This is a genomic window from Prevotella sp. khp1 (assembly GCF_900102205.1).
Classification (GTDB): Bacteria; Bacteroidota; Bacteroidia; order Bacteroidales; family Bacteroidaceae; genus Prevotella; species Prevotella ruminicola.
In genome coordinates this window covers 779,663-794,202 of record NZ_FNJZ01000001.1, presented here as the reverse complement: position 1 = coordinate 794,202, position 14,540 = coordinate 779,663, and the positions used below count along the sequence as shown (strand labels likewise).

15 protein-coding genes are annotated in these 14,540 nt (G+C 44.7%); 8 read left to right on the top strand and 7 right to left on the bottom strand.

The features are described from left to right. Positions 1-20: 20 nt before the first annotated feature. The 3 genes from BLR73_RS03435 (at position 21) to BLR73_RS03420 (ending at position 2,703) form a co-directional block, all read left to right on the top strand. Positions 21-323: a nucleotidyltransferase family protein gene (locus tag BLR73_RS03435; RefSeq protein WP_091858965.1), complete on the top strand. Its 303-nt coding sequence runs from the start codon at positions 21-23 to the stop codon at positions 321-323. 613 nt (positions 324-936) lie between these two features. Further along, positions 937-1,254, top strand: a complete 318-nt coding sequence (locus BLR73_RS03425; protein ID WP_091858959.1) for a hypothetical protein — start codon at positions 937-939, stop codon at positions 1,252-1,254. 30 nt (positions 1,255-1,284) lie between these two features. After that, complete coding sequence (locus BLR73_RS03420) at positions 1,285-2,703, top strand: leucine-rich repeat domain-containing protein (RefSeq protein WP_091858956.1); 1,419 nt, start codon at positions 1,285-1,287, stop codon at positions 2,701-2,703. A gap of 491 nt (positions 2,704-3,194) precedes the next feature. Here the strand turns inward: BLR73_RS03420 and BLR73_RS03415 are convergent, their stop codons facing one another. The 4 genes from BLR73_RS03415 to BLR73_RS03400 are packed head-to-tail and all read right to left on the bottom strand — an operon-like array spanning position 3,195 to position 6,503. Then, positions 3,195-3,986, bottom strand: a complete 792-nt coding sequence (locus BLR73_RS03415; RefSeq protein ID WP_091858953.1) for an MBL fold metallo-hydrolase — start codon at positions 3,984-3,986, stop codon at positions 3,195-3,197. Position 3,987: 1 nt separating this feature from the next. Then, positions 3,988-4,860: a proline iminopeptidase gene (gene pepI / locus BLR73_RS03410; protein WP_091858950.1), complete on the bottom strand. Its 873-nt coding sequence runs from the start codon at positions 4,858-4,860 to the stop codon at positions 3,988-3,990. Positions 4,861-4,865: 5 nt separating this feature from the next. Further along, complete coding sequence (locus tag BLR73_RS03405; protein WP_013065595.1) at positions 4,866-5,396, bottom strand: FHA domain-containing protein; 531 nt, start codon at positions 5,394-5,396, stop codon at positions 4,866-4,868. 3 nt (positions 5,397-5,399) lie between these two features. After that, positions 5,400-6,503 carry an HU domain-containing protein gene (locus tag BLR73_RS03400; RefSeq protein WP_176763600.1) on the bottom strand — a complete coding sequence of 368 codons (1,104 nt, stop codon included), beginning with the start codon at positions 6,501-6,503 and terminating at the stop codon, positions 5,400-5,402. Between the two features lie 109 nt (positions 6,504-6,612). Between BLR73_RS03400 and BLR73_RS03395 the strand changes: the two genes are divergently transcribed. Then, the gene (locus BLR73_RS03395) at positions 6,613-7,932 is read left to right on the top strand and encodes a UDP-glucose dehydrogenase family protein (RefSeq protein WP_033150009.1); all 1,320 of its coding nucleotides are present in this window, start codon (positions 6,613-6,615) and stop codon (positions 7,930-7,932) included. Then, complete coding sequence (locus BLR73_RS03390) at positions 7,933-8,712, top strand: DUF4738 domain-containing protein (RefSeq protein ID WP_091858944.1); 780 nt, start codon at positions 7,933-7,935, stop codon at positions 8,710-8,712. On the opposite strand, the gene nudC is transcribed toward BLR73_RS03390, so the two are convergent. Then, the gene (gene nudC / locus BLR73_RS03385; protein WP_091858941.1) at positions 8,709-9,482 is read right to left on the bottom strand and encodes an NAD(+) diphosphatase; all 774 of its coding nucleotides are present in this window, start codon (positions 9,480-9,482) and stop codon (positions 8,709-8,711) included. The two genes, BLR73_RS03390 and nudC, sit on opposite strands and share 4 nt — an antisense overlap. Then, positions 9,479-11,245 carry a bifunctional metallophosphatase/5'-nucleotidase gene (locus BLR73_RS03380; RefSeq protein ID WP_091858938.1) on the bottom strand — a complete coding sequence of 589 codons (1,767 nt, stop codon included), beginning with the start codon at positions 11,243-11,245 and terminating at the stop codon, positions 9,479-9,481. Before BLR73_RS03380 ends, nudC begins: the two co-directional genes overlap by 4 nt. Positions 11,246-11,373: 128 nt before the next feature. Here BLR73_RS03380 and BLR73_RS03375 point away from each other — a divergent pair, with 128 nt between their 5' ends. Then, positions 11,374-12,057, top strand: a complete 684-nt coding sequence (locus BLR73_RS03375; protein WP_013064824.1) for a DnaJ domain-containing protein — start codon at positions 11,374-11,376, stop codon at positions 12,055-12,057. Here the strand turns inward: BLR73_RS03375 and kdsB are convergent. Beyond that, positions 12,037-12,783, bottom strand: a complete 747-nt coding sequence (gene kdsB, locus BLR73_RS03370; RefSeq protein WP_013065425.1) for a 3-deoxy-manno-octulosonate cytidylyltransferase — start codon at positions 12,781-12,783, stop codon at positions 12,037-12,039. The genes BLR73_RS03375 and kdsB overlap by 21 nt on opposite strands. 139 nt (positions 12,784-12,922) lie before the next feature. Here kdsB and BLR73_RS03365 point away from each other — a divergent pair, with 139 nt between their 5' ends. Beyond that, positions 12,923-14,041: an MORN repeat-containing protein gene (locus BLR73_RS03365; protein WP_013065480.1), complete on the top strand. Its 1,119-nt coding sequence runs from the start codon at positions 12,923-12,925 to the stop codon at positions 14,039-14,041. 26 nt (positions 14,042-14,067) lie between these two features. After that, positions 14,068-14,514: a NanQ anomerase/TabA/YiaL family protein gene (locus BLR73_RS03360; RefSeq protein ID WP_091858935.1), complete on the top strand. Its 447-nt coding sequence runs from the start codon at positions 14,068-14,070 to the stop codon at positions 14,512-14,514. Positions 14,515-14,540 lie beyond the last annotated feature (26 nt).

Below are 14,540 nucleotides of genomic sequence, written 5' to 3'. Positions count from 1 at the left end.
GACAAACTTTACACAGAGGAATGAAAACGTCGCAAGAGTACATAGCTCTGTTACGAGAGCATCAGTCTGAGTTGCAGCAGCAGTTCGGAATAGTAAGCATGCGACTTTTTGGTTCAGTGGCTCGTGGTGATCATCGCGATGGTAGCGATATTGACTTATTCGTGGTTATGCCAGCCAAATTTTTTAATTACATTTTGGCTGCCCAGTATTTGGAGGAACTCTTAGGATGCAAAGTCGATCTGATTCAGGATCATGACAATCTGCGTCCATTCTTCCGCGAACAAATAGAACGTGATGGCATCGATATCTTTACGACTGTTTAGAATTGTCGAGAAATTCGGTGATGCTATATATTATTTAGTCCTTTTTTTAAAGAAAAAATAGAAAAATCTTCTCTTTATCGAATTCTTTTAGTATATTTGCAGCAGCAATCCGAAAGGACTGCAAGACATATTGCTCGATTTTCTCAGCCGAATCACCACCTCGATAGAGAATAATAGAGCAAACCAATACTACAATTGAAGCTACGCTTGAGCGTAGACTTCTGTCATAGTAGTATTGGGGCTTGTGGTGAGCCTGGCTGAGAATATGACGAGTCTGCGCTCGTTCCGTATCTATGGGCTTGTGCAACTTGTTGAAGTAGTACAAACCTAAAACAAACGAGTATGAAACAGAAGGTTCTCTTATCTATTGTATTCTTCATATTAGGTTTCGGCATTGGTGGAACTGTGGAGTGATGGCTTTTGTGCAATCATTTTACTTGTGGGAGCATTTATGCTTTTGTGCGTCATCAACGAACAGAAAAGTTGTTCTTCTCATAGCCCTTCTCCCGAATATTATGATGCACCTAGAAAATAATTATGTAGGGGAATAGTACTGTAGTAAACCAAGATACATGAATTCGTAATATGAAAAAATAGTTATAAAATAGCAAATATGGATGAGATTAAGAGAAAAGAGCTATCTCGGATACATTGCCGAATCAAAGAAATTGTAAATGGAGAAAGATTTGGTGCAAATCATAATGATTATCCACCTAATATAGGTTTATTTGAAGAATTGTCATCACGTTTTTACGAAATAGCGTGCAACATGGAATGGCCAACCAATACAATGAACGCAATCATGGATGGACATAATTCTTTGAATAGGGAACTTATGTATCTTCGTAGTCGCCAATGTATAAACAAATTTGAGACCATGAGGAACATTTTATCAGAAGTAGATCAAATAATGAACGATATAAACAATTGAAGTATTATCATCTTAAATTGTATTAGACGTATGAAGAAAGGACAAAAAACAGCAAGCCTATTATTGCTTATTTTATTTGCGAGCATTAAATCGCACGCTTATGACTTTGAAGTAGATGGCATTTATTATGGATATGATGCCACTAACCAAAGTGCGTATGTAACTAGTGGTGACAACAGTTACAAAGGAGATATTACAATTCCTACTACTGTAACGTTCAATGGAAAAACAATGGACGTAATTGCAATAGGAGGAGATGCTTTTAATGGTTGTGGGGAACTTAAAACAATAAAACTTCCGTCATCAATTACATCAATCAACGATTATGCTTTTCACGGATGTATAAATCTCCATTCAATAGACTTTCCTAATACATTAGGTAAAATTGGCGTTGGTGCATTTAGCGGGTGCACATCCCTCAAGACTTTAATAATACCTAATAGTGTTACAAGAATAGAAGACCAAGCCTTTTATGGCTGTACAGGAATTGAAACAATTATATTTGAAGACGGAGAAGCTGACCTAGAATTAGGTGAATACGGAGCCCCGCTGGGTAATAAAAATTTTTCTAATTATAAAGAAGAAATAGCACCTAAGTATTTTTATATAGGAAGAAACTTTGGTCATCACTTTGATGGCGGGTTAGCAAAAATAGACTATCTTGATTTAAGTATTCTCAGTACAGAAATAATATCTATTGGTTCAAACGTCACTATGGTCCCATTTCGTGCAGTTTACTATTCTCAAACTAACAAGTTGAAAGCTATTTATTGTTTAGCAGACAATCCACCCACAATTATGGAACTAACAGGAGCAATATATGCTAATACAAAACTCTATGTACCATTGGGTTCGAAATCAACTTACCAATCAAAAGAAGTTTGGAAACAATTCTTTTCTATAGAAGAAATGGAAAAAGAAAAGATGTGGAAAGGACAAGGTACACCCAATATCGACGATAACAAAAATAAATGCGAGAAACCTACCATTAGTTATGCTAATGGGAAACTCACTTTTTCATGCACCACCCCCAATGCGAAATGCCAATCTACGATAACTGATACTGATATATCTTTTTTCAGCGGTAATGAGGTACAACTAACGGCAACTTATATTGTCAGCGTCTACGCGACCGCAAGTGGTTATGAGAATAGTGACGTTGCTACGGCGACGCTATGTTGGCTTGATACTGAGCCAAAAACCGAAGGAATGACGAATAACATTGCTAGTGTTAGAGGAAATGCCATTCTAATACAGAGCCATGATGGTATTATTAATGTATCGGGTGTTGATGATGGAGAAACCGTTAGCATTTACACAACTGCAGGTGTTATGGTTGGGAAGGAAATTGCTCATGGGGGATATTCCTCTATAGCAACTAACATCCGTGGTGGCGAAATTGCAATAATCCGTATCGGAAATAATACTGTAAAGGTTGTGATGCAGTAGTTAACCAGAGTGGGTCATTTTGCAGATTTCAGGATGTCGGGGGCTGCTCCGTCGCGTATTGTTCTCGAAGTCAACGTGCTACAGATGAGGTGCACAGATGTATTAAGCGTCCAAAATCTAAGTTATATTAATAGCGAGGGTGTTTTGATGAAAAAAATTTTGTGTTGAAAATAAACTACTAAATAATGGCGGTTGCTGCATTGGCAGCAATCGCTGTTTATAAAATAACCAAATAATCTGAAACACCAAGTTTTTGGGCAAAAATCATACAATAAAAAGATAAAAAAATGCTGCGTTCTGGCTTTTTCAGGGAATGTTTAGCAGGATGGGCTTCCTGTCTAGAGCCTCTATCCATGCTTTAAACCGGTTGATGATTTCCCTTTCTATCTTCATAATTCGCATTACAAAGTTCGATTTTGTGTATGTTTGATACACTTTTTCTAACTTTTTAGTGTAGAAATGGAAAAAACAAATGTTTTGCAATATTATTTTTATTCCTTAGTTGTGCCGCAGGTGAAGGGGTGTAATTGGGTGGGCATGATGGTTTGCATGAGTTCGAATACATGGTCGCCTGTACAATGGCTGGTGTAGAAATGGGTATTGGGATAATTGGCTTTCAGTCTTTGAGCCAAAGCTACAATCTCTTCGTCCGATTGCAGACCATCGAGCAGATGGAACCCGCCAACAACGGTATGAACGGGCCAAGGACATGCGGCCAGAATGTTCTCCAAACCATTATGGGCACAGCCTGTAAACAGGAGTCCATCTACATATAGAGCTATCTCATGATTGAAATCGTCGTGTACAAAACTTCCGTTGGCATCCTGAACGTAAAGATTCAAATTACCTTTAAGCATCGGATGCGTTTGAGATATATGTGCAATAACTTGTATGCCGTCAGCTATCTCGCAGGTGTGATCTATCAAGATAAGTCTGTCGTCGCTTATCTCTGGCCATTCTGTGGTGATGCTATGAAGATTGCCTCGCTTTGAAAAGAATTTGCCGCTCATAGCATCGGGCGAGACAATGATTCTGGCCTGCTGATTGTGCTCTAACAGGTAGCGTAAGCCTCCTGCATGGTCGCTATGTCCATGAGAAATAAAAACATAGTCAACATCGCTTAGGTTTATACCCATCTGCTCTGCATTTCTCATAAACACATCGCTTGCTCCGGTATCAAGCAGAATCTTATGTCGCTCTGTTTGTAGAAGGATTGACAATCCATGCTCTGTTTCAAGCTCTGGATTGTTCGAACGGTTATCTGAAATTACAGTCCACGTCATGTTATTCGTTTTCTTCCAGCCACTTGGTGAGTACTTGGCAATACTCCTGGTGAGCATCGATAAAGCAAGTGTGGCGCGAGTGGCGGAACAGATGCCATTGGCTGTTGGGGATATGCTCGTAGAGTGAGGCTGCTACAACGGGGGTACAGATGTCGCGTGTACCGCTACAGATAAGTGTCGGCTGAGAAATCTGGTCTAACTTATCGGTGTATTCGAAGTCCTTCAGACTGCCGAGGGGCTGATACTCGTTGGGGCCCCAGCCATAGAGGTAGGCTTCGGCACCAGCACGCTTGGGACGACGGAGACACTCGGGTGAGTGCTCATCAACGCTAATAACAAACTGCTCAAAGTAATGATTGTTTGCCTGCAGATAGGCTCCATCATCCCATTTGCCTGTAGCTTCGGCATGACGGATGGCTTCCTGATCTTCGTCCGACAGGTATTTGATAAGACGGTGCTGCTCGCTGGCCCATAAACTGCTGGAGGCATGGCCTGATGACAGAATGAGCGACTTGATGCCTTGGGGCTGATGGTCGATGACATAGGCGATGGCCTGCATAGCTCCCCACGACTGGCCAAGTATATGCACGGCATCGAGCTGAAGATACTCGCGGATGGCGATAAGTTCGTCAATCCACGTCTTCTGTGTCCAAAGTTCTGGGTGTCCGTCGAGATAAGAATTGCCGCAACCTATCTGGTCGTACGAGATAACCTGTCGTCCTGTTTCGGCGATGCAGTCGAGCACCTCGAAATAGTTATGCGTACTACCAGGACCGCCATGCAGCAACAGTAGCGGTGCTTTCTCCGATGCCTCGCCTACTATGCGGTAGTAGGTTTGGTAGCCCATAAACGGCATGTAGCCTTCGGTAATCATATTTTTTATTCTTCGTCGTTGGATGTGCGAAGTATGATAGAGGTGGCACCAAGGGTGAAGAGGGTGCCATCGCTGATAACGCGACGCTCTTTTGGGGTGAGCTCTACGTTATCGATAAAGGTGCCAGTGTTGCTGTTGTTGTCTTTCAGCGTATAACGCAAGCCACCTTTCTTATCACGACTAACGGTGATGGTGCAATGATTGAGATCGACGCTGGGATCTACTGTCTCGAAAGCGGTATTGGCGGGATTGCCTTTCTGATAACGACCAATGATGTTGTCGCCCATACGAAGAGGGATAACCTGCTTGTAATGGAATACGTTTTCGATAACAACGATTGATCCGCAACCCTGTTCGTTGGCCTGCTCGTCGGGGTTTTCATCTTTCTGACGCTCACGAAGCTTGCTCACGCCGATACGGATACCAAACTCCTTGCCGCAGTCGGGGCATTTGAAAACCAACGACTGACCAGCCTCGTACTTGGTCTCATCGAAGGTGATGTACTGGTCGCACTTAGGGCAGCGTACTCTCTTCATTGATTATTTTTTCTCGTTATATTTGTAAACCCACGATTCGGCCAAATCCTTTTCTTTGGCTATCTTCTGTAACTGGGTATAAGCATCGGCTTGATTCTCGTAGTGACCGTAAACGATACGGGTAATGTTGTTGTGCACATAAATCTCGGCACCTTTGTAACCACGCTCTGCCAAGTTGTTGATGAAAATCTCAGCATTCTGCTTGTTAACATGGCTGGCCAACACAATGCAGTAACCCTCGCGAGTACTGTCGGTCTTGATGGCAACGGGCTTGGTAGCCTCGGCTGGCTTAGTGGGCTTGATGGTATCGAGTATAGCCTCGGCAGTTTTAACTGCGGCAGGCTTCTGTGCATCCTTACGCTTAAAATCGATGGCGCTGGTGTTAGTGTCTTTCGAGGTCATCATGCCAAACAAAATCTGATTGTTCAGATTGTTGATGGTGCTCTTCATCAGCTCGGTCTTGCCAGTAGGCATTGCTACAAAGAACACAGCCAACAGGATGGCGGCAACAGCAACGGCATTGCGAATCAACGAGAACTTGATGCGAACCACATCGGTATCGTCGTCGTTGATATCAACCAGGTTCTGCTGCAGCACGCTGTTAACCTCGGGCTCGGGCTTGGGCTCGGGCTTCATCTCTACAACCTTAGCTGCAGGAGTCTCCTCAACCTCTGGCAGAGTTACAGCCTTAATCAGGCTCATCTCGAACGAGTTCAGTCCATACAGGCTTGGGGTAAGAATACCTGCCTCGCAAGGGGTGAACACGTAGTTGCCATCCTCGTTAAGCTCTATTATACCTATATTATTAAGCTCGTAGCGACCTTCGTTCTGCAGGATTTGCGTCAGTTCGTTTACTTCGTCCTCAATACGCTGAAGGGCCTCTGGGTAGCTGATGTCGTAAGCCTCGATGTACGACTGGGCCAGAAGTGAATCGTTAATCTTAAGTTGTGGGTTAAAACCTAATGTACGGAGTGGGGGAAGGAAGGCCTGTTCGTCTTCCTCGTATCTTGCCTCGACATGATGCGCCATGAATCCGCCCAAACCGGGCACAATCACGCAGTCGTTGTCGAGCAGCAGTATCTCAATATGTCTTTCTAATTCAATCACGGGTGCAAAATTACTGTATTTTTTCGACATAAACAAATAAAAGAAACTTAAAATGCTTGTGATATTAAAAATTTAGTGTACCTTTGCACAAAATTTAGTTGTTAACAGTATGAATATTGCTATTGTAGGAACCGGATATGTAGGTTTGGTATCGGGAACATGCTTTGCCGATACAGGAGCAAATGTTACGTGTGTAGACGTTGATGAAAATAAGATAGAACGCCTGAAAAACGGTGAAATCCCCATCTACGAACCAGGACTCGACGAGTTGGTAAAGAAGAATGTGGCCGCTGGTCGCTTGAAGTTCACTACCGACCTGGCCTCTGTACTCGATGATGTGGAGATTGTTTTCTCAGCTGTAGGTACACCTCCCGATGAGGATGGCTCGGCCGATTTGAAATACGTGCTGCAGGTGGCTAAGACCATCGGTCAGAACCTGAAGAAGTACGTGGTTGTTGTAACCAAGAGTACTGTACCGGTAGGTACTGCCAAAAAGGTGCGTAAGGCTATCGAGGACGAGTTGGCTAAGCGTGGCGTAGATATCGAGTTCGACGTGGCTTCGAACCCGGAGTTTCTGAAAGAGGGTAACGCCATTAAGGACTTTATGAGTCCCGACCGTGTGGTAGTAGGTGTTGAGAGCGAGAAGGCCAAGAAAACGCTGACCAAGCTTTACAAGCCTTTCCTGATTAATAATTTCCGTGTGATTTTCATGGATATCCCATCGGCCGAGATGACTAAATATGCAGCCAACTCGATGCTGGCTACCCGTATCTCGTTCATGAATGATATTGCCAACCTTTGCGAGCGTGTTGGTGCCGATGTTAACATGGTGCGCGCTGGTATCGGTAGCGATACGCGTATCGGTAGAAAGTTCCTGTATGCAGGTTGCGGTTATGGTGGCTCTTGCTTCCCCAAGGATGTAAAGGCGCTGATTAAGACTGCCGACCAGAATGGCTACTCGATGGAGGTTCTGAAGGCCGTTGAGCGTGTGAACGAAAAGCAGAAGAGCGTGCTGTTTGAGAAGCTGGTTAAGGCATTTGGCAGCGTTGAGGCTCTGAAGGGTAAGACCATCGCCATGTGGGGACTCTCGTTCAAACCAGAGACCGACGATATGCGCGAATCAACAGCCCTCGTGATGATTGCTAAACTGCTTGAGGCTGGTTGTAACGTACGTGTTTACGACCCCATTGCTATGGATGAGTGTAAGCGCAGAATCGGCGAAACGGTAACCTATTGTCGCGACATGTATGATGTGGTGCTGGATGCCGATGCCCTGTTGCTGCTCACCGAATGGAAGGAGTTCCGCCTGCCTGGATGGGGTGTGATTAAAAAGGCTATGAAACGTCCGTTGGTTATCGATGGTAGAAACATCTTCGATAGCGAGGAGCTCGACGAGAATGGCTTTGAATATCATTGCATAGGTAAATAAATGAAGAAGTTATTAACGATATCAATGCTGATGGTTGTTCTGGTGGCTTGTAACCAGAACAACTCATCAACGTTGCCCGACGATAAGGCGGCAAAGGAGATGCTTCAGGGAGTTTGGGTAGATGAGGAGAGTGGCTATGTGTCGTTCCGTGTAAGCGGCGATACGCTCTACTTTGCCGATGCTACCAGTATGCCTACCTACTTCCGCATCTACAAGGATTCGCTTTATCTGGCATCGGGCACATCGTATAGTATCGTTAAACATACCGAACACCTCTTCTGGTTTAACAATCAGAATGGTGATTTGTTGAAACTGCAAAAGAGCGACGACGCTGATGATGCTGATATAGAGACTGCTGCTCCGAGTGTGCTAACCTATACCCATCAGGTTAAGATCGACTCGGTGGCTGCCTATAACGGCAATCGCTACCATTGGTATATTGCCATTAATCCTACCAAGTATAAAGTCACAAAGCGTACTTTTAACGAGGATGGATTGGAAGTAGAGAATGTGTACTACGATAACATCATGCACATTAGTGTTTTCCAAGGTGCGCGACAGATCTATTCGAGTGATTTCCATAAGCAGCAGTACCAAGGTCTGGTGCCTGCCGAATTCTTAAACGATGCCATTCTGGCCAATATGGCCTTTAGTCATATTGATGCCTCTGGCTTACATTTTAACGCCACACTATGTATCCCTGATGGCGCTACCTGTTATATGGTAGAATCAACCATCAGTTATACGGGTGTGTTATCGATGCAGTTAGTAGAGTATTAATCTTTCTCGGCTAACCACGCATCGAGCAGCATACGTGCTATAGATAATTTTTCGGGGATAGTAGGCAGGTTGTCTTTACGGAACCAGCCACCTTTAGCTATCTCGCTGGCCTGCAGGTGGATGTCGCCTGATACATAGTCGGCATTAAAGCCTACCATCAGTCCGCAAGGGTAGGGCCAAGGCTGCGAACCAAAATAGCGGATGTTGGTGATCTTTACGCCTGTTTCCTCGAATGCCTCACGGGCTACCGCTTCTTCGAGTGTTTCGCCTGTCTCAACAAATCCTGCTACCAATCCGTAGAAATCGGTACGGAAGTTCTTGGCGCGAACCAGCAGAACCTCGTCGCCTTTGTGTATCAGTACGATGACTGCTGTAGCTAATTGTGGCCATATCTCTTTGCCGCACTCAGTACATTTCTTCGAGATGTCGGTATCCATTCGCATTGGGGCACCACACACGCCACAATACTTGGTGTTGGCATCCCAATACAGCAGTTCCTGACATTTGCCTGCCTTCTGGTACAGGGCTTTATCAAGTTTGTAAAAGCTCTGTCGCAGGCCGCACATCTCGTAGCGTGGGTCGTCGCAAACCGGACTGTCTATCTTATATGTTTTTACCTCAACGCCATCCAGCGGGGTAACGGTCATTACGTTGGTCCAAGGTTTTACCTCGGTGGGTGGTTCTTCCTGAAAGGGGATGGTATATCCGCCATCTGCGTTTTTTTCTAACAATAAGTCTTCTTTACAGAATACGAAATAATGTTGTTTCATTTTCCAAACAGTTGTTTACGGTCTCTCTCGAGGGCTGGTTTTACCCATGCCTCGGGCACAAACTTCCAGTTGTTATTTTTCTGTGGGTCGATAGTACCCAAACGTTTGATCTCTTCTGTCAGATAGTGGCGCTGATCCAGTTCGGTGTGGAAGAGCACACGACTCTCGAGCGAATCCTGTGGGATACCTGCACCACGAGTCAGCAGCTCGCCACCGCCATTGGCGCGATAGCTGTTCATCACTACCTTATACCATTTCTTCTCGTCGAATGGTTCTCCGTTCGACATGCGCAGAATCCTTACCTTCTGTCCGTCGGGCTTGGTCAGATCAACCTCGTAGTCGATACCGCAAGCCGAGTCGAAATTAAAGGTGTAGTATTGGAATCCGGTACGTTGCTGGTCTTCCTTCGAATCGTTGTTTAAACGCAATGCGTGGTCGTTGGGCGATGTCATAGTGTTACACCACATATCGTACGAGAACTCCAGGTGTTTTCTGATTTCCTCGCCAGTCATCTTGAGTACAAACAGCAGGTTCTCAAAGCGATACAGCTTAAACATATCGGCCTGTGTAACCTCGCCGGCATCGATGGTGGTATTGAATGCCAAGGGGGCGTTGAACGATATGTCGGCTTTCGAGATGCTCATCTGCAGATTGTGAATCAGATCGGTAAATGCCGAGTTGCCAAAGAAACTCTCGCGGGTGTAGATAGGATTCTTAAAGTATCCAATCTTCTGACTCACGTATTCCTTAACCTTATCGATGGTAGGCTGGAAGTAGGTAATCATCTGCTTGTCGATCTTCTCGTCGCGCACATTTACAATGTTACCGATAATGCTTTTCTTGCTAAGCTTACCATCCTTGTATGTCAGTGTAATCTCTGCTTCAGCCACGTTGTTTACATAGCACGAGGGATCTACACAAAGCACCTTTTCGCCAGCTTTGTTGGTAATCAGCATGTTGTGTACCTGGTGGTCGTGACCAAAGAAGATGATGTCGAAACCAGGAACCTCACGGGCTACTGATTCTGTTGCATCTTCCTCGTATTCAGCAGTTTTGATACCACCGTTCAGACCAGAGTGGAACAAACCGAAAATCAAATCGGGTTTCTCGTTCTCCTTGACATACTTAATCCATTTCTTGGCGCATGCGGTCATCTCCTCGAACTCCAATCCTTTCCAGATGGATTTGTTCAGCCAGTTTGGGATGGCTGGTGTAAGCATGCCGATAACTACAATCTTAACACCATCTTTGTAATGTACAGAGTAGGGCTTCAGTCCTGTATAGATATGCTCAGGACGGGCCTCTGCGTTCTTGTATTCCTCTTTGACGATGTTGGCGCCCAGCAATGGACAGCGAACCTCGCGAATCCACTTGTCGTAAACCTTGTGACCAGGCTCGATGTCGTGATTACCTACGGTTTCGGCATCGTATTTCATGTAGTTGATAACCGAAGCTGCGATGTTCTCGTCTTCAGGCATCACATAGTTCGACCAATATACGCAAGGCTGACCTTGCAGGATGTCGCCATTATCTATCAGCAGGAAATGATCCTCGCCATACTTTTTACGCTGCTTTTTGATATAGGTGTTTGCACGCGAAAGTGTACCCTTGATGGGGGTTTGCTCCATAAAGTCGTAGGGGAAAAAATGTCCATGCACATCGCTGGTTTCAATCACCTTAATTTTTACGGTCTTATTGTCTTTTGCCTCGATGGGCGCCACTGATAACAGTGTGGAAATCAGTATGATAGCAAGCTTTTTCATCAATATTCTTCTTTTTGTTTGCAAAATTACATAAATAAGTTGATATGCCCAAATATTTATTCGATTATTTTGTATTTTGTTTGGCACATTTTTTGCTGGAAAAGTTAAAAAAATAGGAGGATAAGATTATGGCATTTATTGATTATTACAAGATTTTAGGCGTAGATAAAACAATTGCGCAGAAGGATGTAAAGAAGGCCTATCTGAAACGTGCTAAGCAGTTTCATCCCGATTTGCATCCTGACGACCCCAAGGCTCAGGCTAAGTTCCAGGCCTTGCAGGAGGCTTATGATGTGATTGGTGATCCTGAGAAACGTAAGAAGTACGACCAGTATGGTGAGAAGTGGCGCGAGGCCGAACAGTTCCAAGGATTTGGAGGTGGCGGTCAGGGCGGCGGCAATCCGTTTGGTGGTTTCGACTTTAGCGGCTTCCAGGGTGGAGGTGGCTTCTCGTCGTTCTTCGAGGATCTGTTTGGTCGCAAAGGTCAGCAAGGCGGAGGCTTTGGTGGGTTCCAAGGTTTTGGCGGCGGTCGCCAGGCCCGAACACATAGCGGCGAAATGAATGCTAATGTTACGATAGATCTTTACACTGCCATGTTAGGTGGCGAGGTGATTGTTACCCTGTCGAACGGTCAGAAATTGAAGCTAAAGATTAAACCAGAAACGCAGCCAGGCACTAAGGTCCGACTGCGTGGTAAAGGGTATGATAGGGGCGATGGCACCTTTGGTGACCTTATCATTACCTATCAGGTAAAACTTCCAACAAATCTTACAGAACGTCAGAAGGATCTTTTACGCCAGATGCTTCAGTAAGAATTCTTCGGCGCGGGTCAGATCCTCTGGGGTGTCGATACCAACAGTTTCGATATCGGTCATACCCACACGGATGCGGTAGCCGTTCTGTAACCAACGTAATTGCTCCAGGCTCTCTGCTTTTTCCAGACTGCTTTGGGGCAATTTTGTTACTTCGGCCAAAACCTCACGGCGATATGCGTAGATTCCCAAGTGTTTCAGGAATGGGTATTCGCCAAACCACTCGTTACGCTCCTTGCCTCGGATATAAGGAATCACACTACGACTAAAGTAGAGTGCAAATCCGCGATTGTCGGTCACAATCTTTGGCGAATTGGGATTCTCTATTGCTTCGATTGATTCAAACAACTTGCCTAATGTGCCAATCTGAGTCTCTGGTGCATCAAAAAGGTGCATCAACGTTTCTATCTGCGAGGGCTGGATAAAAGGCTCGTCGCCCTGCACATTGATAATCACGTCGGCATCCGAACCGATTTTCTCGGCAGCTTCTTCGATGCGGTCGGTACCGCTCTTGTGGTCGGCACGGGTCATCACCGCTTGGCCACCAAATGCTGTTACAGCATCGAAAATACGCTGGTCGTCGGTAGCTACATATACTTCGTCGAGCACGCTCTTCACCTGCTCATACACTCTCTGAATCACTGATTTTCCGCCCAGTATTGCAAGCGGTTTGCCCGGATATCTTGTAGAAGCATAACGGGCAGGAATAATAGCCATAAACTTCATAACGGGTGCAAAATTACGAATAAGTGAGAAGAAAACCAAATTTTAAAAGTGAAAAAATATATTAATATATGGCTGTGTAATTTGCGCACATCAATTTTTTTATTTAAATTTGCACACTAAAACAAGGATAGTATTACAAATGAATATAAACAAACTTTCGATAATTGCACTCACAATGTTTCTGCCTTTTACTGCAGGAGCACAGAAGATAACACTCGGCTCGGCCACAACAAAGGATGGTGGCGAATATCAGGGCGAAATGGTCATGGGTAAGCCAAACGGTAAGGGTAAGGCTGTGTATAAGAATGGTAATCTTTACGAGGGTGAATACGTTAAAGGTAAGCGCCAGGGTTTTGGTATTTTTACTTTTTTTGATGGCGAAAAGTACGAGGGCGAGTGGTTTCAGGATCAGCAGCATGGTAAGGGAACATATTACTTTGCAAATAACAATCGTTACGATGGCTTGTGGTTTCGCGATTATCAGCAGGGCCATGGTGTAATGTACTACTATAACGGCGATAAGTATGACGGCGAATGGCGACAGGACAAGCGTTCGGGCTTTGGAACCTATACTTTTGCTAGTGGCGCTTTCTACAAAGGCGATTGGTTGAACGATAAAAAGAACGGCAAAGGCATCTACGACTGGGGCGATGGCTCTGTTTATGATGGCGATTGGAAAGAGAATATGCGCTCGGGTAAAGGTACTTTCAAGTATGCTGGCGGCGATGTGTATATTGGTCCTTGGACTGATGACGAAATGAACGGTCGTGGCATCTATAAGTTCCAGAACGGCGACGTTTACGAGGGCGACTACGTAAAAGGTGAACGTACTGGTCAGGGCATTTTTAAGTATGCCAATGGCGATGTATATACTGGTCAGTTCTTTAAGGGCGACAAGCAAGGTCAGGGTACGCTGGTATGGCAGAATGGCGATACCTATGTGGGTCAGTGGAAGGCCGATAAACAGGATGGTCGTGGTAAGCTTACCAAGAAGAGCGGCGATACCGTTGAGGGCACTTTCAAGGCTGGTCAGCCCAATGGCGAGTGCATTGCACGTTTTGCCGACGGCTCTAAATTCAAAGGTATTTTCAAGAACGGTCGACGTAACGGTGCGGCTATCGAGGAGGATAAAGATGGCAATCGTTTCGAAGGCACCTATCTCGACGATGTGCGTGATGGCAACTTTGTTGAAAAAGACCGTAATGGTAAGGTTACTGCTCAAGGAACCTATACCCGTGGACACAGACAATTAAAGTAACAAACAACTTAAATATTTTACTGATTATGATTATTGATACAATTGAGAATCTGGGCAAATACGTAGCACTTAATCCGTTGTTTGCCGATGTGGTTGAGTTCCTGAAAAACAACGATCTTCAGACAATAGAAGAGGGTAAGCACTTCATCAAGGATAAGGATCTGTTTGTAAATATTCAGGTGGCTAAGGGCAAAACCCAGGATGCTGCAGTTCTCGAAACACATATCGAGATGATTGATATCCAGATTCCTATCACCTGTGAAGAAACATTCGGCTATACCCCTCTGTGCGATCTGCCCGATTTTGAGTATAATGCCGAAAAGGATATTACCAAGTATGGCGACACCAAGGCTCAGACCTATGTAACGGTTAAACCTGACCAGTTCGTCATCTTCTTTCCGCAAGATGGTCATGCCCCTTGCATCATCAACCAGCCTGAAATCAAGAAAGCTATTTTCAAGGTTAAGGCATAAAACATTAAAAGCAAAACAATAAAAAT

What these genes read in the sequence shown, in the direction of transcription:
- BLR73_RS03435 (WP_091858965.1), top strand. Translation starts at nt 21, where the DNA reads ATGAAAACGTCGCAAGAGTACATAGCTCTGTTACGAGAGCATCAGTCT.
- BLR73_RS03425 (WP_091858959.1), top strand. Translation starts at nt 937, where the DNA reads ATGGATGAGATTAAGAGAAAAGAGCTATCTCGGATACATTGCCGAATC.
- pepI (WP_091858950.1), bottom strand. Translation starts at nt 4,860, where the DNA reads ATGATTACCGAAGGCTACATGCCGTTTATGGGCTACCAAACCTACTAC.
- BLR73_RS03415 (WP_091858953.1), bottom strand. Translation starts at nt 3,986, where the DNA reads ATGACGTGGACTGTAATTTCAGATAACCGTTCGAACAATCCAGAGCTT.
- BLR73_RS03365 (WP_013065480.1), top strand. Translation starts at nt 12,923, where the DNA reads ATGAATATAAACAAACTTTCGATAATTGCACTCACAATGTTTCTGCCT.
- kdsB (WP_013065425.1), bottom strand. Translation starts at nt 12,783, where the DNA reads ATGAAGTTTATGGCTATTATTCCTGCCCGTTATGCTTCTACAAGATAT.
- BLR73_RS03395 (WP_033150009.1), top strand. Translation starts at nt 6,613, where the DNA reads ATGAATATTGCTATTGTAGGAACCGGATATGTAGGTTTGGTATCGGGA.
- BLR73_RS03405 (WP_013065595.1), bottom strand. Translation starts at nt 5,396, where the DNA reads ATGAAGAGAGTACGCTGCCCTAAGTGCGACCAGTACATCACCTTCGAT.
- BLR73_RS03360 (WP_091858935.1), top strand. Translation starts at nt 14,068, where the DNA reads ATGATTATTGATACAATTGAGAATCTGGGCAAATACGTAGCACTTAAT.
- BLR73_RS03375 (WP_013064824.1), top strand. Translation starts at nt 11,374, where the DNA reads ATGGCATTTATTGATTATTACAAGATTTTAGGCGTAGATAAAACAATT.
- BLR73_RS03390 (WP_091858944.1), top strand. Translation starts at nt 7,933, where the DNA reads ATGAAGAAGTTATTAACGATATCAATGCTGATGGTTGTTCTGGTGGCT.
- BLR73_RS03380 (WP_091858938.1), bottom strand. Translation starts at nt 11,245, where the DNA reads ATGAAAAAGCTTGCTATCATACTGATTTCCACACTGTTATCAGTGGCG.
- nudC (WP_091858941.1), bottom strand. Translation starts at nt 9,482, where the DNA reads ATGAAACAACATTATTTCGTATTCTGTAAAGAAGACTTATTGTTAGAA.
- BLR73_RS03420 (WP_091858956.1), top strand. Translation starts at nt 1,285, where the DNA reads ATGAAGAAAGGACAAAAAACAGCAAGCCTATTATTGCTTATTTTATTT.